The sequence below is a fragment of the Streptococcus sp. M143 genome (genome assembly GCF_000162495.1).
GTDB lineage: Bacteria > Bacillota > Bacilli > Lactobacillales > Streptococcaceae > Streptococcus > Streptococcus dentisani.
Genome location: NZ_GG730097.1, coordinates 358488 through 378125, shown reverse-complemented (window position 1 = coordinate 378125; position 19638 = coordinate 358488). Strand labels below are relative to the sequence as shown.

Annotated in this window: 20 protein-coding genes and 1 pseudogene; all 21 read right to left on the bottom strand. The window is 39.6% G+C overall.

The window, feature by feature from the left end:
* Positions 1-32: 32 nt before the first annotated feature.
* The 21 genes and pseudogenes from lacG to efeB all read right to left on the bottom strand — a co-directional run bounded on the left by lacG (position 33) and on the right by efeB (position 19637).
* Positions 33-1439, bottom strand: coding sequence for a 6-phospho-beta-galactosidase (lacG, locus tag HMPREF0850_RS08505; RefSeq protein WP_000169298.1), 1407 nt, complete (start codon positions 1437-1439; stop codon positions 33-35).
* An 84-nt stretch (positions 1440-1523) separates the two neighbouring features.
* A complete protein-coding gene (locus HMPREF0850_RS08500) occupies positions 1524-3218 on the bottom strand; it encodes a lactose-specific PTS transporter subunit EIIC (RefSeq protein WP_001037309.1) in 1695 nt (564 codons plus the stop codon).
* Positions 3218-3535 (bottom strand): PTS lactose/cellobiose transporter subunit IIA, encoded by a 318-nt coding sequence (locus HMPREF0850_RS08495; protein WP_001078323.1) that lies wholly within the window; start codon positions 3533-3535, stop codon positions 3218-3220. The genes HMPREF0850_RS08500 and HMPREF0850_RS08495 overlap by 1 nt, the downstream gene beginning before the upstream one ends.
* A 35-nt stretch (positions 3536-3570) precedes the next feature.
* Complete coding sequence (locus HMPREF0850_RS08490; protein ID WP_000285704.1) at positions 3571-4407, bottom strand: PRD domain-containing protein; 837 nt, start codon at positions 4405-4407, stop codon at positions 3571-3573.
* 234 nt (positions 4408-4641) lie between these two features.
* Positions 4642-5622 carry a tagatose-bisphosphate aldolase gene (gene lacD / locus HMPREF0850_RS08485; RefSeq protein WP_001219108.1) on the bottom strand — a complete coding sequence of 327 codons (981 nt, stop codon included), beginning with the start codon at positions 5620-5622 and terminating at the stop codon, positions 4642-4644.
* 1 nt (position 5623) lies between these two features.
* Positions 5624-6553, bottom strand: a complete 930-nt coding sequence (locus tag HMPREF0850_RS08480; RefSeq protein WP_000604302.1) for a tagatose-6-phosphate kinase — start codon at positions 6551-6553, stop codon at positions 5624-5626.
* A gap of 10 nt (positions 6554-6563) precedes the next feature.
* Positions 6564-7079, bottom strand: coding sequence for a galactose-6-phosphate isomerase subunit LacB (lacB, locus tag HMPREF0850_RS08475; protein WP_001216921.1), 516 nt, complete (start codon positions 7077-7079; stop codon positions 6564-6566).
* 30 nt (positions 7080-7109) lie between these two features.
* Positions 7110-7535, bottom strand: coding sequence for a galactose-6-phosphate isomerase subunit LacA (gene lacA / locus HMPREF0850_RS08470; RefSeq protein WP_000029277.1), 426 nt, complete (start codon positions 7533-7535; stop codon positions 7110-7112).
* A gap of 287 nt (positions 7536-7822) precedes the next feature.
* Positions 7823-8719 (bottom strand): aldose 1-epimerase family protein, encoded by an 897-nt coding sequence (locus HMPREF0850_RS12815; protein WP_000234161.1) that lies wholly within the window; start codon positions 8717-8719, stop codon positions 7823-7825.
* Between the two features lie 107 nt (positions 8720-8826).
* On the bottom strand, positions 8827-10302 hold the full coding sequence (locus HMPREF0850_RS08460) for a PTS galactitol transporter subunit IIC (protein WP_000382511.1): 1476 nt from the start codon (positions 10300-10302) through the stop codon (positions 8827-8829).
* A 44-nt stretch (positions 10303-10346) separates the two neighbouring features.
* Positions 10347-10652: a PTS sugar transporter subunit IIB gene (locus tag HMPREF0850_RS08455; RefSeq protein ID WP_000590563.1), complete on the bottom strand. Its 306-nt coding sequence runs from the start codon at positions 10650-10652 to the stop codon at positions 10347-10349.
* Positions 10653-10689: 37 nt separating this feature from the next.
* Complete coding sequence (locus HMPREF0850_RS08450) at positions 10690-11166, bottom strand: PTS sugar transporter subunit IIA (RefSeq protein WP_000521967.1); 477 nt, start codon at positions 11164-11166, stop codon at positions 10690-10692.
* Between the two features lie 217 nt (positions 11167-11383).
* Positions 11384-12073: a sugar phosphate nucleotidyltransferase gene (locus HMPREF0850_RS08445; protein ID WP_000643953.1), complete on the bottom strand. Its 690-nt coding sequence runs from the start codon at positions 12071-12073 to the stop codon at positions 11384-11386.
* 11 nt (positions 12074-12084) lie between these two features.
* Positions 12085-12963, bottom strand: a complete 879-nt coding sequence (locus HMPREF0850_RS08440) for a DMT family transporter (protein ID WP_000791845.1) — start codon at positions 12961-12963, stop codon at positions 12085-12087.
* Position 12964: 1 nt separating this feature from the next.
* On the bottom strand, positions 12965-13822 hold the full coding sequence (locus HMPREF0850_RS08435; protein WP_025168389.1) for a phosphotransferase family protein: 858 nt from the start codon (positions 13820-13822) through the stop codon (positions 12965-12967).
* A 15-nt stretch (positions 13823-13837) separates the two neighbouring features.
* Positions 13838-14860, bottom strand: a complete 1023-nt coding sequence (locus HMPREF0850_RS08430; RefSeq protein WP_000609903.1) for a ribitol-5-phosphate dehydrogenase — start codon at positions 14858-14860, stop codon at positions 13838-13840.
* 4 nt (positions 14861-14864) lie between these two features.
* Positions 14865-15572 (bottom strand): IspD/TarI family cytidylyltransferase, encoded by a 708-nt coding sequence (locus HMPREF0850_RS08425; RefSeq protein WP_000638509.1) that lies wholly within the window; start codon positions 15570-15572, stop codon positions 14865-14867.
* Between the two features lie 301 nt (positions 15573-15873).
* Complete coding sequence (locus tag HMPREF0850_RS08420) at positions 15874-16044, bottom strand: twin-arginine translocase TatA/TatE family subunit (protein WP_000512110.1); 171 nt, start codon at positions 16042-16044, stop codon at positions 15874-15876.
* A pseudogene (gene tatC / locus HMPREF0850_RS08415) lies at positions 16028-16759 on the bottom strand (twin-arginine translocase subunit TatC). Before tatC ends, HMPREF0850_RS08420 begins: the two are co-directional and overlap by 17 nt.
* Entirely contained in the window at positions 16760-18448 is a 1689-nt protein-coding gene (locus HMPREF0850_RS08410) for an FTR1 family iron permease (protein ID WP_000252110.1), read from the bottom strand.
* On the bottom strand, positions 18423-19637 hold the full coding sequence (gene efeB, locus HMPREF0850_RS08405; protein ID WP_000161919.1) for an iron uptake transporter deferrochelatase/peroxidase subunit: 1215 nt from the start codon (positions 19635-19637) through the stop codon (positions 18423-18425). The genes HMPREF0850_RS08410 and efeB overlap by 26 nt, the downstream gene beginning before the upstream one ends.
* Position 19638: the final 1 nt, after the last annotated feature.

Genomic DNA, 19638 nt, shown 5'->3' with positions numbered 1-19638 from the left:
CTGCCACTTGGTGGGGAATTTTTTTGTTAGTTTTAGTCGATAATCTGCGTCTCAGCTAGTTTCTTGTACCAATGAGCCGATTTCTTTGGATAACGCTCCTGGGTTTCAAAATCAACATAGAAGAGGCCATAACGCTTTTCATAGCCATTTGACCAAGAAAAGACATCCATCAGCGACCAGATAAAGTAGCCTTTTACATTGGCTCCATCGGAGATTGCATCTGCAATCACTTCCATATGTTTCTTAACATAATCAATCCGTCCATCATCGTAGACTGTTCCATCCACAAACTCATCTTTGTATCCGAGACCATTCTCTGTGATGTAGATTTTCTTGTAATTTGGGTAATCTTTCTTCACGCGCATGATTTGATCATACAAACCTTGAGGATAGATAATCCAATCCCAGTCCGTACGTGGCACATAATCTGGAGCTACTCGACGTCCAACTCCCTTAATCTGATACTTAGAGCTTCCTTTTTCACCCTTACCGTTATGAATGATTTCTGTTTCGCCATCAAAGGCTTGCATCCAATCACTCATGTAGTAGTTAATTCCAAGGAAGTCATTCAGGTCTTTTGCAGCTTCTAGCACAGCGAAGTCTTCTTCACGCAGATCTAAACTTCCACCATTGACTGCTAAGATATGGTTGACACCTTCCATGGTTTCGTCGGAATAGCGTCCTAGATAAGTCGCATCTAGGATAAACTTGTTATGGATAATATCTTCTAACTCAGCTGCACGAATATCTGCAGGATTTTCAGGATCCAGAGGATACTTAGTAGGCAGTGCATGAACCACACCAATTTCACCCTTATATCCCTTATCCTTGAAAAGTTTTACTGCACGCGCATGCGACACCATCATATTGTGATGAGATTGGAAGACTTTGGCAAGGTCGTACTGAATACCTGGAGGGAATTTCCCAACCAAATACTGGCCATCCCCTATCGGCCCAATTTCATTAAAGGTTGTCCAAAAGTTAACTTCAGGAAATTCTTCAAAACAGAAAGCTGCATAATCCACAAAGTGATCAATGTTTTCTCTGTTTAGGAAATCTCCGTTTGAATGAAGCGCCTCTGGCGTGTCAAAGTGATGAAGAGTCACGAATGGCTCAACATGCCGTTTGTGGCACTCTGCAAATAATTTATGATAGAACTCAACCCCCTTGTCATTAACCTTCCCATAACCAGTTGGAAAGATACGTGACCAAGCGATTGAAATACGGATACCATTGACACCATACTCTTCTGCAAGTTTGAGGTCAACTGGGTATTTGTGATAGAAATCACTGGCTGGTTCAGCAGTGTACCAGTAGTTATCTTTGAGGTATTTGTCCCAGGCGACTGGCCCTTTACCATCAGTATGTGTAGCACCTTCTGCTTGGTAGGCTGCTGTTGCTCCGCCAAAAATAAAGTCTTTTGGAAGTGTTTTTGTCATTTGATTCACCTTTCAAGAAATAGAACTGAGATGGGGATATAGTTGGGAGGAGTTCCTCCATCTCACTTCTTTGGTATTTACATTTTATTCTTCAAACTGCGCTTGAACGAAGGCAAGAGCGCCTTTTCCATCACGAGTCAGTTTAATGTATTGGCCACCTTCTGTCTTAGCAAGTTTGATACCAAGTTTGTCGGTTTCGGCCTTCATGTCTTCAAAGTTTGAAGCAACTTGAGGAGCAAGGATAACCAGATCAAACTCAGGCAACATTTCACGGTGAGCTCCATAGCCACCAGCTGCTGCCTTGACAGGGACATTGTACTCTGCAGCTGCTTTGTTTAGAGCATTTGCAAGGAGACCACTTGTACCTCCACCAGCACAGAGAACGAGGACATTTGTTTCTTCAGTGATTGTGTTTTGCGCTGCTTCTACACCTGCTTTTTCAAGAATAGCATCTGCTTTGGCAGTATTGAAGTTTGCTGCTACTTTTTCTTTCAATTCATCATTGACTTTACCAGAACGCTCTTCTTCAAGGATTTGTTCATCATAGACTTTAAGGAATGGATAGTAAATGACAATGTCAACAACGATTAGAAGGGCAGCAAGAATGAACGATAGAACTTGGAAGTTTGTACCGAGAACAATACCGAGCGGACCTGGTGTTGTCCAAGGAAGGTTGGCTGTAAATGAGTTCATGCCAAGCGTCTCAATGAAGAATTTAAAGATCCATACGTTGGCAATTGGCGCAAAGATAAATGGAATAAAGAAAATCGGGTTCAATACAAGCGGTGCACCAAACAGAATTGGTTCATTTACACCAAAGAAAGTTGGAACTACTGAAGCACGTCCGATTGCACGGTTACGTTTTGATTTTGTTAACCACATGAACATGAATGGAACAACCAGTGTCGCACCCGTACCACCCATGGTAACGATAAACATTTGTGTACCTGAAGTAAGGATCTTGTCTGCATGCATCCCTTGTTGAAGAAGGTTTAAGTTGACTTCAGCATTTGCATAGGTAATAGCTGCGATTGCTGGCTCGACGATTGAAGGACCGTGGATACCAACAAACCAGAAGAAGGCAAAGGCACCAAAGATAATGGTAATACCTAGATAACCATCAGCAGCAGAGAATAATGGTGCAAAGAATTTACCGATTGATTCAGCTACGCTTGCACCAACAAAATGACGAGCTAGTAAATCAAGAGCATAAAGAGAAACCACTGATAGAGTGAATGGAATCACATCTTTAAAGACTTGTGAGATATTTGGTGGAACTTCGTCAGGCATACGAATAGTGACGTTGTTCTTAACACAAACCTTATAGATGGCTACAGTAACAAAGGCAGCAAGGAAGGCTGAAAGCAACCCTTTTGTTCCAAGGAAACCTGTTGCAAAGCCACCTTCAATCGGATCAGCTGCCAACATCAACAAACCAACAATCGCAGCCAAAAGTGTTGACATATAGTTGATTTGGTTGGTTTTCTCCATGCTACGGTTTACTGAGTCGGTCAATGACTTAGCTGTTGTACCAGCTACCAAGAGAGCTAGAATCCCCATTGAATAGCTATAAGGTTTCATGAGGAGATTAACAACATCATCAGACCATTTAAAGCCCCATGAGTTTGGTACAAAAGCAATCAAGATAAAGATACTTGAGAAGAGAATAACAGGCATCCCTGCAATGAAACCATCACGAATAGCACGAAGGTAGATATTACGAGATAATTTCTCAAAGAAAGGTTTTCCTTTCTCAATAAATGCAATTAGTTTGTTCATTACTTAACTCCTCTCTTGTAGAGTTCGATTAAATGGTGCATCAAATCTTTTAACAAAATGGTAGTCATCAAGTGGTCTTGACCGTGCATCATGGTTACACTATAAGCTAAGTCCTCACCAGCTGCCTCCTTGGTCAATAGACTTGTTTGCGCGTGGTGAGCCTCTGCAATGCAAGAACCAGCTTCCTCGACTAAGCTATCTGCTTTCGCAAAATCGCCAGCTTCAGCAGCCTTCAAGGCTTCCAATAGCTTTGAACGAGCATCGCCAGCATAGGCTACGATTTCAAAACCTAACAATGTTACTTCTTCTCTATTCATGATAGAATTCTCCTTATGTATTTTTAATTAAATTTTTATGACAATAAACGTTGGATATGTAGAACTAGATAAACTCGCTCACTCTTATACAAATCAAGACCAGTATGTTGCGTAATCACATCATAGATCTTGGAGCCAATCTCGAACGCTTTTGGATAGGATTGTTTAATATGGTCTTCCATATCTAGAAGCGATTGATTATCATCTCTGGAACGGTCTAAATAATCCAAAAAATAGTTGAGATGAATCATAAAGCGATCATAGAAATGGTTATTCTCTTCGGTTCGTTGAATAGCGTAACTCTTCAGCACTTCTTCAACATTCCTGAGAATTTCTTTCCTCTTATCAATCGACTCAACCACTTGAACTTCATTCTCCCCTTCGGCATTGATGAAATGATAAGCGATCCGAATAATTTCATCCTCGGGGAAATTATCTGTCAACTTCTGACGATAAATTTCAAAAGCTTCATTAGCAATTTGAAAAGCGATAGGATACTTAGTAGAAATATCTGGTAGATTGCTATCCTTGTACCTTCCTTGTGTTAGAGCTTGGTAAGAACAGTAAATATGATCTGTCAAGGTTACGTAGAGATACTCTTGAATCGGATAGTGATATTTCTTAGAAAGATTATCAATGATCTCGTAGGTTACTGTGATAAAATCAAGCGGGACATCTTTGAGCAGAGCCATAAAGTTTTCCCTAGACTCTTCTGTCTTCATCCGAAAGATTTTCTCAACTTGTTCTTCAGCAATCAAATCCCCTTTCTTCTTTCCAAATGCAATCCCTTTACCAATCACAATCACTTCTTCTCCTTTGTCATTTCTGACAAGCGAGACATTGTGATTCATTGGGTTTAGAATTCGATACATGGCAACCTCCTTTTATATCTTAAAGGTATATGAGTACAAAAAATGACCACAAATGAACTAGAAAATCCTTTGATTTCTAATCCACCTGTGATCATGCCTAATATTACTTAGTAACACTCACCTTGTATTAACTTGTGATCTAAGTATAGCACAAGTAAGTTGTTTTGTAAACCTTTACATGTAACTTTTTTTAAAATTTTTTTAGATTCATGTTCCTAAACTAGGAGGAAGATTTTACACGCGTTCTTTCCATGAAGTCGCTGTGGTTTGAAGAACCTTGTTGAGTTCGTCAATGTTCTCAAATCCTGTTGTGCGAAGCCATTCACGAGCTGCTGCCTCACCGTCTTTGATGTAGGCTTCAACTGATCCTGCCCAGGTTGCACGGCCGCAAAGAACGCCGTTGAAGTTTGCGCCTGATTCGTGGGCAAAGACAAGTGTATCTTGGAAGAGTTTGGCTGATACTCCCGCACTCAAGTAGATATATGGCAAGTTAGTTGCTTCGTCTTGTGCTTTGAAGAAGGCTGCCGCTTCTTCACGAGTATGCACGATTTCACCATCGCCAAAGCCTTCAACGTATTTAACATTGACTGGAACTTCCACTTTCAAAACATCAATGTTGAAGCGTGGGTCTGAGAAGACTTTCATAGCACCGATAACTTTATGTGGTTTTACTTTGGCGTATTCTGCAGAGCCAGCGTCAGCGATTTTTTCATCGTAAGCGAGGATTTCAAGGAAGAATGGAATATCTTCCGCCACACACTCAGAGCCAATGCGTTCGATGTAGGCTTGTTTTTGTTGGTTGAGTTCGTCAGAACTGTCTACATCGTAGTAAAGCAAGAATTTGACTGCATCCGCACCTTGTTCCTTAATACGTTTTGCAGACCAAACATCCAAGCAGTCTGGTAAGCGTTTAGTGCTTGTTGTGTCGTAGCCAGTTTTCTCATAAGCAAGGAGAAGACCAGCATTTGCATCAAGTGCTTTTGTAGCTGGAAGTCCATACTCTGGGTCTAGAAGCATAGATGAAGCGTATTTTGTCAATTCATCTGCTACCAAGACTTTGAGTTCTTCCATTTGAGCTACTGTTGGCTCTTCTGTTTGGTATTGAGCCATGAGGCGTTTCAAAGCACCACGTTGGTCAAAGGCGAGAGCTGAGATGATTCCATTTTCATCTGAAAGTTTTTCTAAGCATGCACGTTTTTGTTCTGTTAAAGCCATTTTATACCTCTTTTACTATTAATTGATCATATAGAGCTTGATAGTTAGCCATATTGATATGACCTGTCATCTTTTCTTGAGCGTTGAGCATACCAAGGACATTTGCCTTGATGAGGAGTTCTGCATCCGATTCCTTATGAAGAAGTCCTGATGAAATACCTGCAACAGTAGAATCTCCAGATCCGACAGGATTAACTACCTGAATTCTTGGAATATCTACCTTGTAGAAAGTATCCCCATGTTTTGCAAAAGCACCATTTGCACCAAGTGAAACGATAATCCACTCAATCCCTGCAAACAAAGGCTCTTGGAGAACTTCTTTTAATTCATCCACATCCTCAGAAACTTCTTTCCCAAGAAGCTGAGACAATTCTTCGTTATTTGGTTTAATTACTGTTGGTTTATGTGGTGATTCAAGAACCGCCTGAAGAGCTGCACCTGAGCAATCCAGAACAACTGGTTTCCCTGCTTGATTAGCAAGCTCTACCAAGCTCGCATAGTAATCAACTGGAAGGCCTGCTGGCAGACTGCCTGAAATAGCGACTACTTCCACAGTGTCAAGGAGATTCTCGAAATGAGCCAAGAAATTTTGCCCTTCTTGTTCCAGAACTTCGGGTCCTTTTTCAAGGATTTCTGTTTGGTTATCTCCGTGCAGAATTGCGATACAGTTACGAGTCTCTCCTTGAATGGAGAAGAAACGTTTCGTTACTTTATCATCGATATGTTCTACTAAAAACTCACCAAGTTTACCACCGACTAAACCAGTAGCTACAACAGAATCACCAAATTCTGAAAGAACTCGCGTAACATTGAGACCTTTACCACCAGCTGTCTTGGTCACGTCCACCACACGGTTGACAGTGTCAATTTTCAATTCATCCAAAGGATAGGAAATATCAATGGATGGATTCATTGTGACTGTTAAAATCATGCGTCACCTCTTAGTCGTGGTATTCACCACGATCCCATTTTTCAAGGAATTCTGTAAAGAAGTTTGCATCCGCTTGATGAGCATTGTGAGTTTCAACGTGCTCGATTTTAGCTATCAATTTTTTGTTTTCTTCTGATGGTTTATATTCGGCATTGATGAAAGCTTCGATGATATCACACATGAGCAATTCACCAGTGATTTTACCACCAAAACCAATAACGTTGGCATTCAACTGTTCTTTAGCGTAAAGAGCTGTTGTCATATCACGAACCAAGGCAGAACGTACACCTGGAACTTTATTTACAGCGTTGTTGATCCCAACACCGGTACCACAGATACATACCCCAAGATCAGCTTGACCGCTTGTAACGGCTTCACCAACTTTTTTACCAAAGATTGGGTAGTGAGTACGTGTGTGGTCATAGGTACCAAAGTCGATGACTTCATATCCTTTTGATTTCAAAAATTCTGAAACCGCCATTTTTTCATCTGTTACGATGTGGTCACATCCAATTGCAATTCTCATTTTTATCTTACCTTTCTTACTGTAATCTAATTAGCACATTTTATTCAACATATCAACACGAATTTGGTGACGACCACCGTCGTATTTGCCGTTAACAAATCCTTTAGCAATATTTTTAGCCAATTCATCACCAACAAGTTGTGCACCCATAGTGATCATACGTGAGTTATTGTGGCCACGAGTCATATAAGCTGAACGTTCGTCAGATACTTCTGCAGCAACCATTCCTTTGATTTTTGTTGCGACCATGAAAGGACCAGCACCATAGGCATCAATCACGATACCAAGGTTTTGTTCTTCTTTGTTTACTTCTGCAGCAACAGCAAGAGTCACATCAACAAAGTCTTGACCTTCAGCTGTAACATCCACAACGTGGAAGTTTTCTTTTTCCAAGAAGTCTTTCACAACTTCTTTCAATCTCAAACCTGCAGCATCTGCACCGATAACAATAGACATATTGTATACTCCTTTTTATTTTTCTAGGCTAGTAAAGACTTTTATAGTTAGCAGTTTACCTACAAAAGACTTTCTAGCAGTTTATTGACAAATTTGATTGAATGAGATGAATAACACCATATCCAAGTCCAGGAAACCAATTTCCTAGAAACAAACTTTCTCTGAGAAAGAGAATATAACAAGCGATTGTTTGTTTGTTACAAACATCATTTGTTGTTTACAAACATAATATACTCCTATTTACAGAAAAAGTCAACAGTAAATGTTTGTTTTTGTGGTTTTTTTATCTAGAATATTTCAATATCAAAGCCAATTTGGTCTACTTGACCAGGTTCCAAGAGACGAACGTTTTTCTTATCTTCTAAATGATCTCCTTCTTCAAGGGACGTTGACAAGCCAGACCATGGTTCAAACGCAATGAAAGGACCTTTATTTAGGGTAGACCAAATGATGAGATTTGAGAACTCTTGGAAGTGTACTTTTAATCCCTTCTCATGCTTACGAGAACGAAGGGCAATTGTTCTGGATTGCAACTTATCCAAAGTCACTGCATCAACACTAAACAGATCGTAACTGAGGCCCACTTCCTTTTGTGAATCTAACCATGGACTTCTATCTTGAAAATCCAACATACCTGTTTCTGGGAAAGGACGTGGAACAGAGCAAGTCTCTTCTTTCTCAAACTCTAAATAGTAATCTTCATAGACGTCATCATCGAGTAGAGGACAATTAAATCCTGGATGTCCTCCTATAAAGAATGGCATTACTTTATTCGTTTCTTTATTAAATATTTTGTATTGAGTTCGTACTGTCTTGCCAGTAAGAATATAAGTGATTTCTAGGCGGAAATGATAAGGATAGTTTTGATAAGTATTCTCATCATCTTCGATAGCAAAGGTCACACTGTTTTCTGTTTGATCAACTAATTCAAATTCTTTTTTACGGACCAAACCATGACGAGGAATGGTTCCTTTCGTCTCCGTTCCATCTTCGTGGCTATAGAAGGCTGTATCTTCTCTTAAAGAGCCACAGATTGGAAAAAGTACTGGAGCTTGCCCACTCCAATAGGTGGCATCTCCTTGCCACAGATACTCAATGCCTTCTCGATCCTTGAGCGACGACAAGGCGCCACCTAAGGTTTTAAACTGGACCGTTAACTGGTCTGATTTGATTTCAATTACCATAATGTTCTCCAACTATTTTTAGATTTTTATATAAAAAACTAGGTTGTCACTCCCAATGTCGGAAATTGACAACCTAGTTTTTACAATTTACATTTTATAGGAGCGAATTATTTAGCATTTGCTGCGTATTCTTCGTTACGTTTGATCATTTGTTTTCTATACCAAGCAAAGATACCTACATAGAATACAAGGAAGGCTGCTGCACCAAGGATTGCTTTGATATCACCTGTTGTAGCATTACCGATTGCCCAACCAAATAGTTTTTCGATTGGTCCTTCAAGAGTTGAGTGAGTGATCAATTGAGTTTGGCTCACACCTTCTGGAAAGGCACCTACACCTTTCGCAAGTTCAGTTGCAAATGGAGCGATAAGAGTACCTGAAAGAAGGAAGAGTGGCAACAAAAGTGTTCCGAAGATGATCATACGGAGCAATTTACCACGTGTAACAACCAAGAGAGCTGGAGTCACACCCATAGCGATGATACCTGCAAGTGGCAAGATACCATTTCCGACGTTTGAAAGAAGCACTGCTTCTACTAGCATGATTGGAGCAAGTACGTTGGCACAAGCCCAGATTTCAGCACGACCAGCGATGAAAGGCCAGTCAAGACCGATGTTGAATTTACGTCCTTGAAGACGTTTAGTAGCAACGTTTGTAATACCTTGTGAAAGTGGTTCTACGGCTGCAATGAACCAAGATCCGATAAGTGAGAAGAGCTCCAAACTGACACCGGCAGTCAAACCAAGACTCAACCAACCTTTAATAACAAGTTCCCATTTATCGGCTCCTTCTACACCAGCAACTGGGTGTGGAGTTCCCATCAAACCAATAACGATACCAAGAATGAAACCAATGAAGAATTTAGATCCCCAGAAACCGATTTTCTTGTTCAATTTTGCAGCATCAAAGTCATATTTATCAAGACCTGGCAATACTTTATCGAAGATCTTATCCAAAACCATGATAACTGGGTTCATCATGTAGTTCATGTGAGTTGAAGTCATTGGTGATGAACTTGGTGCATTAAGAAGGTCGTCGAATGTTGGTTTCATCAAGTCAGAGTTGATGATTTTCAAAACACCTACCAGGACAACTGCTGCAGTTGCGATGAAAAGTGAAACTCCTTGGCTAACACCATTGTTGTCTGCATACCATTTGATCAAAAGACCAGTGATTGACAAGTGCCAGATATCAAAGATATCGACGTCAAGTGTGTCCGTTTTCTTCATTGCAAGCATCACAACGTTGACAATCAACATTACAAGCAGGAAGTAAAGTGTCCAAGCAGATCCCCAAGTGATGGTTGCAAGTGGTGCCCAACCAACGTCAGTGATGTTCAACTGAATACCTGTGTTTTCAACGAATTTCGCAAGTGATGCTGAGAAAGCTCCGTTGAGCATACCGATGATAGCACCGATACCAGTAAGGGCGATGGCAAGTTTGATACCACCTTCAAGCGCTTTGGAGAATTTCACTCCAAAAAGTAGAGCCAATACTGTCAAGATGATCAGCATGATGATAGGACCACCCATTTCCAAGACTGGCTTGAAAATCTTATTGGCTAGTTCGATAATGACATCCATAATAGTTCCTCCCTTTATTTTTATGGAATCTTACAAAATAACAATTAGCTTAGTCCGTGTTCTTTGATAGCTGCCTCAATATTGTCAAATACTGGAGCGCTCATTGCTGGAATACGGAACAAGATTGGCCCAGCTTCGATAACTGGAATACCTGGTTCAAAGCCAAGATCTGTTGCAGCGATTGGTGTAAAGATATCGTAGCCTTTCATAAGGTCTTCATTCACATCTTTTACCATAACTGCATCACAGTGAACATCGTAACCACGATTTGAAAGCTCTTCTTCAAGAGCACTTTTAATTTGGTGACTTGAGTTAACACCTGCACCGCAGGCAGCGAGAATTTTGATCATTTGGATTTCCTCCGATTTATTTTTTATAATGTACGATTTAAGCTGTTGCTTCAGAGATATAGGCATACAAGGCTTCTGGTTCAGAAATATTTGATAAATCTTCTAGGTGACCATTTCCTGTAAAGAAGTCCATCAACTGAGCAAGAATGTTGGTTTGACTCGAACTTGAATTGTTAATGATAAAGAAGAGTAGAGATACTTCCACTTCCTTATCAGGAGCAATCATATTGTGAAAAGTTACTGGTTTTTCTAATCGAACAACCACCACTTTCTCAGCCAGATTATGAACAATATCTGTATGAGGAATCGCTACATTTGGCAAGTCCTTTCCCAGAAATTCCATATCTAAGCCAGTAGGAAATGACTTTTCACGCGTGATCAAGGCTTCACGATAAGTTGGAGTCACGATTTCTCGTTCTTCCAATAAGGTTGCTACCTGATCAAAGAGTTGTTCTTGATTATCCGCTTCTAAGCAAAACACGAGGTCTTTGTCAAAGAAATGATCTAATCCCATAACAGTTTCCCTTCTTTCAATTAACTTTTACGTTATAAGTATAACACTATATGAAATCGTTGTCAATACTTTTTGTTTTATTTTGTTTCTTTTTTGTTGATTGTGTTTTGTTAATTAATTACAATCATTATCAAACAATCTTTTTAAATTCTATTTTCGTGCATTTCAAACAAAAAAAGACCAAAATGGGTCTTTTTGTTACTAATTCTAATGTTATTTAGTTAATGGAAGATAAAATTTCTTCTAGCTTTTGATAGTCCTTAACACTATCGATTTCATAGATGCTGTTGCCTTCTAATTCTTCGACATACACATCTAATTCTTTGATATTATCTTTAACCATGTTGTCCCAGTAAAGATCAACAAATTCGCCGCTCGCATAGGCTTTGTCAATAAAACCAACAATCTTTTCTGCAGTTGGAGCATCCCAGAATGATACGCCACTCAGAATACGACCAGCCTTGCTATCAACGATGATGTCTTGAACTTTATAGTCATCACCATAAACCAAGAACCATTCATTCTCACAGTCTTCACGATAAACACTGAAATAGGTAGAACGTTCAAGATTATTTCTAAACATATTTTTGAAAAGATAATTATCCGCATCAATCACATAGCTGTTAGCTAAATCTTCTTTTACAAGGTAAAGTGAGTAAAAGTTGTTGTAATCAGCATACTTGTCGTTGAAGACTAAACGAACACCATATTTTTCTTTTAGGTAGTCAAATTGTTCTTTGAGGTAGCCAACAACGATAATAATCTCATCAATTCCTCTCTCTTTCAAAAACTCGATTTGGTATTCTACCAAAGGTTTTTGGTTGACCTTAACCAAGGCTTTGGGGGTATTTTCAGTCATAGGACGCAGACGAGTTCCCAACCCCGCTGCCAAGATAATTGCTTTCACGCTATTCTCCTTTATTCTTTAATAATGATATAAACACCAGCCATGACAACAAGCGATGTAATAATGGTCACCATATCGAGTGGTGTTCCTAAAAGCATTGCTGAGAACAATACTGTCCAAACGACATAGCTTACGTTCAAACCAGTTGCTTTTGCTGGCTGCAGACGATTGATAGCAATATAGTAAGCTAAGTAAGAAATCATATTACATGCTGCAAAGACTAACATCAAACCCAGCAATTGTCCATCTGCTACTTCTGCAAATGAATGATGAGAAAAGAGGACAATGACAAGATATGACAAGAATGAGGTTACTTGGCGGATTAATAGTGCTTCAATTTCACTTAAGTCACTTTCCATGGCGTAGGAACTAAGAACACTCTCACTTCCCCAAGCGATGGCACAAACTAATGCACAAAGAATTCCGATATAAAAAGAATTAACCTGCTCAACTTTGTAAGTCTGGGCAATAATACCTGCGATAATCAACAAAATACCAAACACAGTATTTTTAGATACCTTGTGTTTCAAAATGAAAAATGCTAGTAAAACAGAAACTGCTGGGTAGATAGCTGATACGGATGAAGCTAGAGAACTACCGATATACTTAACCGCATAAAGATTGGCCTGCATGCCAATGGGACCAGCTAGCAAGGCTCCGATAATAACACTGACATTTCGAATATTTAGAAAAATCGAGAGTCGAACTTTTCCTTCTTTTACCAAAAGAAAAGCTAACAAGATAAAGATACTCAAGAAATCATGAGCAGCCGCCACCACAAAGGGGGAAAGATTGGTAAAAATTGAAAAGATATAAGAACTAATTGTCAGACCTAGTCCCCAGAAGATACCCGAGAGCAGACCGAAAGAGACACCATTTTTATTCTTCATCCTAACCTCCATAATAAGTCAAACCTTCGACAGCTCTTTGGTAACGATTGATACCATAATCTCCAAAATCAGCCCCTTGAGCTTCTTTGTACACTGTCCACAAACTCCAGATAGTATCTTGCAAGATTTTATAGATACGAATCTTCTCACGTGATACTGGAGTTTTGTCACTCTCATAGTAGGTTAGAAAATCTTCTTCTTCCTGATTTGTAAATTCAGACTCCAAAAAGAGAGCTGCCAAATCCCACATTGGGTCATTCATAGAAGAGTATTCCCAGTCAATCAAATACATGCGTCCTTGGGGTGACTCGATGAAATTTTCTGGTACCAAGTCGATATGACAAGACTTTTTGTCAATACCTAAGTCAGCCAATCTTTTCTCTAGTGAAAATACTTCTTTTCTCACGGCTTCATAGTTGGCGTAAGGGATATTCCCCTCAATCAAGGATTCGTATTTTTTGATTTCTTCAAACGGAGCAAATTCCCCTCTTAGTTCTTTACCTGATGCATGAATGGTCTGTAGAATCGGGGCAATCTTTTCAAATTTGGTCTTGATTGAAGTGGAATCAAGCGTTGTGGCAGAATCAATGTACTCATTTACCTTGATTCCTGACTCAATATCAAAAAGATAATTCTTGACATCAAGATTCAAATCTTTCAACAATTCAAGATTATATTTTTCATCTTGACGATTGATGAGCTTTTCAGTCCCTTTTCCGAAAAATTTAACGATATAAGGCTTGGAGGTTGTTTTAACCAAGTAGTTTTGGTTGGTCATGCCACCCAGTTGTTCAACACTGAGGACTTCCTCTTCTTCAGATAGCAAAGAAGAAATTTTTTCTTTGATGATTTTCTCCACAATAGCCTCCATCTCCTACACTTCCCACTTAAATACTGTTTTAAAAGCAGTATTTAGGTCTGTAGCAAAGACACGGTGAATGTCCTTGATTTCTCTCACTGGTTCTTCAATATAAAGAATATTTTTCAAACGATTCGCAAACTTCCTAACTTCCATCATCTGGATGGCCTTCTCAAAATCAATCCGTCCTGAGCGAGATGAACCAACCAAGAGCAAGCCTTTTTCTAGGGCATCTCGTGTATTGATATTGACCTTGTATTCGCTGACTCCCATCATGAGGATCGTTCCTTGTGGGTGAATATAACGAATCAAGTCATTGATAGCTGGACCTGTACCATCACCACCGCAACACTCAAATCCATGATCAAAGGTCAAATCTTCTGGAATATTATCCGTGATGTAGCACTCTTTTGCAAAAGAGAAAAGCTCCAATTTTTCCCAATGACGGCCAATCACGATAATCTCTGCTTCTGGTAGAGTGTAATTGATAATATTGGCAACCACAAAGGCCAAACTACCATCTCCGATAACAGCAATGCGCTCTCGCTTGCTGTGGGCAAGATTCAAGAAACGATCCATAGCATGCATACCAACACTCACAAACTCGGTAATGGCTGCAACTGTGTCCTCAATGTCATTATAAGACACAACACGATCTTTTGGAAGAGAGACAAATTCTCGCATAAAGCCATCATAACCACTAGATAGGAAGTAGGTTCCTGTCATGTAGTTTTCGTAGAACTCCTTGTCACTCTGCATAGGCGGTTGATTTGGAATCATGACGACCTTTTGGCCGACTTCGTAAGTCCCAGTTGGATCAGAAATAACAGTTCCACAAGACTCGTGAATCATAGCCATAGGAAGTTTTTTAGCCAATATCTTTGGATCACGTTTTCCTTGATAGTAACGTTGGTCTGCATGACAAACCGCCATATAATTTGGACGAATAAGGATATGATTCTCCTGATCAATGTCCTCTTCTTGGTATTTTACATTGATAAACTTTGGTTTAGTCAGTTGATAAATTTGATTAATCATAGCCTTAGTCTTTCTCAATCATGCTTTTCGCGATTTTCAAGTCTGTTACAGTTGTGATTTTAAGGTTCGAATATTCACCTTTAGCTAGGGCAACGTCTTTCCCTTTGATAACAAAAATCTTACATGCATCCGTCAGGATTTCCTTTTCTTGATCAGATAGGGAACCATACAAATCCATGAAATCCTTGCAGCGGAAGGTTTGAGGTGTTTGACCCTGATAGAGGTGAGCACGATTTGGAATATCCGTGATAAATTGGCCATTAGTACTTTCAACAATGGTATCAACTGCTTCTACTACTGTGTCAACTGCATCATGATTTTGAGCCAGTTTGATATTGTCCTGAATCATGCGAAGTGTGATAAAAGGACGAACAGAGTCATGCGTAATCACGATATCTTCTGGAGCAATTGGACGGTAGGCATCAATGGCTTCAATAATCTTCTCAATACTGCTATTACGATCAGCACCACCTTTGGTAATGATGATGCGATCCTTGTGGAGAGAAAGATACTTGTCAACCAGGTCCTCAGCGTGTGAAACCCAATCTCCATGAACTCCAACTACAATTTTTTCAATACTTGGCTCCAAGACAAATTTTTCGATTGTGTGGATCAAAATAGGACGATCACCCAATTCTAAGAATTGCTTTGGTAAATTACTGATTCCCATGCGTGTGCCAGTTCCTCCGGCTAGGATTCCTGCATAGATCATATATATTCTCCTTTAGTTTATTCTAAAAAACTCATTATCATCTATTATATCACAATCTGCCTCTATCATGAAGAAAAGACAGAAAACTATCTATTTAAATTTGAGAAATAAAATTAGATTTCCCTCTATATTTTTTACTTAACATTCGGTTAATATAGAATCCTTTAGAGTATAATACAAACCTTAAAGAAAACTTAAAATTATTTTTAAGAATACAATAAAAAGCTAGGAAACTGTTCACCTAGGCCTAGACAGCTACAGTTCCTAACTTTCTTGTTTTTATTTATGATTATGGAATAGATTACTTTTCCTGATCTTGCTCACCAGCTCCTTTAACTGCCTTTTTAAACTCAGACAGCATTTTACCGATTGATTCACCAAGTTCTGGTAAACGTTTTGGTCCAAAGATTAAGAGTGCACCTAGAACGATGATAATCAATCCTGGAGCACCGATATCACGTAAGATTCCCATTCTTTTCTCCTTTCATTTTTTTCTTTACAATACTCTTGCTAATTGCAATACTAAGCTCATAGAGCGAGATTAAAGGAATTGTCATGGCTAGATCGCTAATAAAATCAGCTGGTGTCAAAATAACAGCTAGTACCAATAAAATAAAGTATGCATAACGGCGATAGGTAACTAAGAACCCTGGTCCAATCAAGCCAATCGACGTTAAAAAAGCGATGATGACAGGCAATTCAAAGATGAAACCCAAGGGTAGGGTTGTTTGAAAAACAAAGGCTAAGTAGTTCTGCGCTGTTAATTGAGTTTCAAATAATCCTTCCCCAAGTCCTAAAAGCACTTGAAGTAAGGCTGGTGTCACAAAGTAGAATCCAAATGCCAGACCAAGTAGAAAGCAAATAAAACTAGCTGGAATATAGGCAAAGATTGCTCTTGCTTCTTCTGCTTTCAATCCTGGTTTGATAAAACTCCAAATTTGATAGACTGTAAAAGGTAGCGTAATGGTAAAGGACATCAGACTCGCCAAGCGAAAATAAATCCACAGAATGTCATTTGGACCTAATACAATCAACTTTTGATTAAAGGACTAAGTCAGATAGTAATAAAGCTGATCAGCAAACAATAAAGCTCCGCAGAAAACTATAGAAAAGCAGGCTATAACAGCAATGAATCTCTTTCTAAATTCTACCAGATGTTCAACGATTGTCAATTCTTTTGTATCCATCTACTTTTCACCCTGTCTCAATGTGACAACCAAAACAATTATCAAAAAGACTAGCTGACTTCCTAAACCTTCCCAACTTGGATAGATGCCCAAGAGGTCGATAGTTGGAAAACTTGATAGCAGGTGATTGGGTGCCATATTTGTCAGCTGCAGAGCATGCACACTAACTCCAAGCATCTTGAAGGCAAGAGCATAGATCATCCACGTTAGTAGGAAGAAAACCTTATGAGGTAGGAAGAATTGACTCGCCTTGTTCATCAGAAATGCAATAATCAGCAAGACTAACAAAGCTAGAGAAATACCTAGGATAAACTCAAAACGAGATATTCTCGGTAAAATCCCTACGTAAAATAGAATGGTCTCTGCCCCTTCACGGAAAACAGCTAGAAAACTAAGAGCAAACATGGAAATGAATGAACCTGCCTTGGTCACAGTTTTCATTTGATTATCCATAAAATCATTCCATTTTTTGACCGAGGATTTACTGTGAAGCCAGATACCAATCAAAATCATCATAACGACTGCGAAAATACCAACAGCTCCTTCGATGATTTCTCGATTGGCCCCTGATGTTACTGCAGGAAAGGCAATTTGTAGTATAAATGCAATCACTAGACTCGCAACGATACCTGTTAGGGCTCCACCATATACCCACTTGAGTCCTTTGCGCATCTTGGCTGCTTTTAAAGTTGTGACCAGGGCCATGACGATTAAGAGGGCCTCTACTCCTTCACGTAAGAGAATGAGCATGGCATCAAAAGCATTGTAGCTTGCAGTCGTATCAATTTGAGATAAATCCACAATCAGTTTTTCTAATTTTTCTTGATATTCCTTCTCACTTCCCTTGACCATGATTACAGGACTTTCGCTTTCGACTCGGGTGTAGAGGGAAGGATTGGTTGTTCTAACGGTTCCTTCAACTGTTGGCCAGATAGTGATGAATTCCTTCATACTAGCTGCTCCTGATGCTTGGTCACCAGCTTGAAATTGTTCCAAAGCCTTCTTCAACAGGGCAATACCGTCTTTGAGACTTAAATCAGAAGATGCTTCTGCGACTTCTTTTCCAGTTACAAAATCATCAATAGCCTTTTTTAAGTCCTCAAAGGAAGTCTGGATGGAGTTAAAATCAGTAGGCTCAGTTTCTATGCTACTACGCAAGAAGGAGATAGCTGTTTCAACACGTCCATAATGGGCCGTACTATTGTCACGAACCACACTTTCATTGATGGTCCAAGTGGAATTCATCTTTTTATAGGCTTCTCGGACTTGCTCTATATCTTTTGAAGAAATTGCCTTATCCAAAGTCTCAAAACGTGGTCTTAAGCGACTGACAAGTTTTTCCTTCTCCGCATTCAGATCTATTGGATTTTGTTCTTTTTCAAAAGCTAGAAGGGCAGAAGAGATTTGTGTCAGATTTTCTTCACTAATCTCCCCTGACAGAGCAAGTTTTTCCTTAACAACCTTTCCAGCATCTGAATCAGCATGTTCTACTTTTTCAAAATCCGTCGCCATTTCTCTAACTAGGGCCTTGGCTTCTGCCTGATTTCCATTTTTTACAGCCTGAGAGGCATCCGTAATCTTTACAAAATAAGAACTCAGACTTTCCTTCGCACTAACAGGAGAAATAGTTAACAAGAGAAAAGACAAAGCCAAGAAACAAATGTTAATCTTCCAATAATTTCTGACCAATATAGCCTCCTTTCTCTACTCCACCAAAGCAGGCAAAAAGACCGCTACCGATGTGGGTTACATACTCATTCATCTTGTCTGTAGCTCCGAGGTTGGTTTGAACCTTGACAAAATGATCTGGATCCTTTTGGAAAGAGATAAAGAGTAAACCTGTGTCAAATTGTCCAGTCTTATCATCAATTCCATCCGAGTATGAATAAGATCGTCGTAAGAGTGGCTTCTCTACTTCTTTGGCTAATCGAACATGCGAATCATCTGGTAAAAGACTCAAATCCACTTCATCAAACTCATTCTTCTTCCCAAAAGGGGCGCCACTTTCCTTATAACGACCAAAGGTATTTTCTTGCTCTTCAAGATTGGTTCGGTCCCAGGTATCGAGAAACATCTGGATGCGACGAACGGCCATATAGGAACCATTTTCCATCCAGTCCTTGCTGTCGGCCCAGACAACACGATCAAAATCCTTTTCTTTGGTCACATTGGCTGTTCCATCTTTGAAACCAAAAAGGTTGCGTGGTGTCTCCATACGATCCCCAATAGCAGCAAAGCCAGATTGGCTCCAACGGAGGGTCACTGCATTTCTCCCTTTACGAATGAGGTTGCGAATAGCATGAAAAGCAACTTGCTCGTCATCTGCACAGGCTTGGATAACAATATCACCCCCAGTATATTTTTCACGCAGTTGCTCCTTTGGAAAGGGTGGAAAATCCCTAAAAAGTTGAGGACGTTTTTGCTCTAATTTCATCTTTTTCAGGAAACTAGCAGACACACCAAAAGTCAGCGTTAAACGATGAGGATTTAGCCCCACGGTTTCTCCAGTGTCACTAGGTGGCAAGAGAGCATTCTGACCATCTTTTTTAACCAATTCCCCCTCGACCAACTTGGCACTATAATCCGTCCAATCCTTGAACAACTGGATAATCTTATCTTTATCTGTCGTATGCAAATCTAGAACAACAAAATAAATATTCTTCTGCATAGGGGTCGTGATACCCGCTTGGTGTTTCCCATAAAAGTCAATCTTTTCATTACCGTACGAGATTTTTTCTTGCTTGTCTAACCTAGGTGCTAAAAAAGCGGAGGCACCGGAGAGACCTAGTGCTAGTCCAGCACCTCCAATACCCGCTTTTTTTAGAAATTCTCGACGGTCCATTTTTTTCTCAAAAAAATTTTCGTCTTTCTTAGTCATA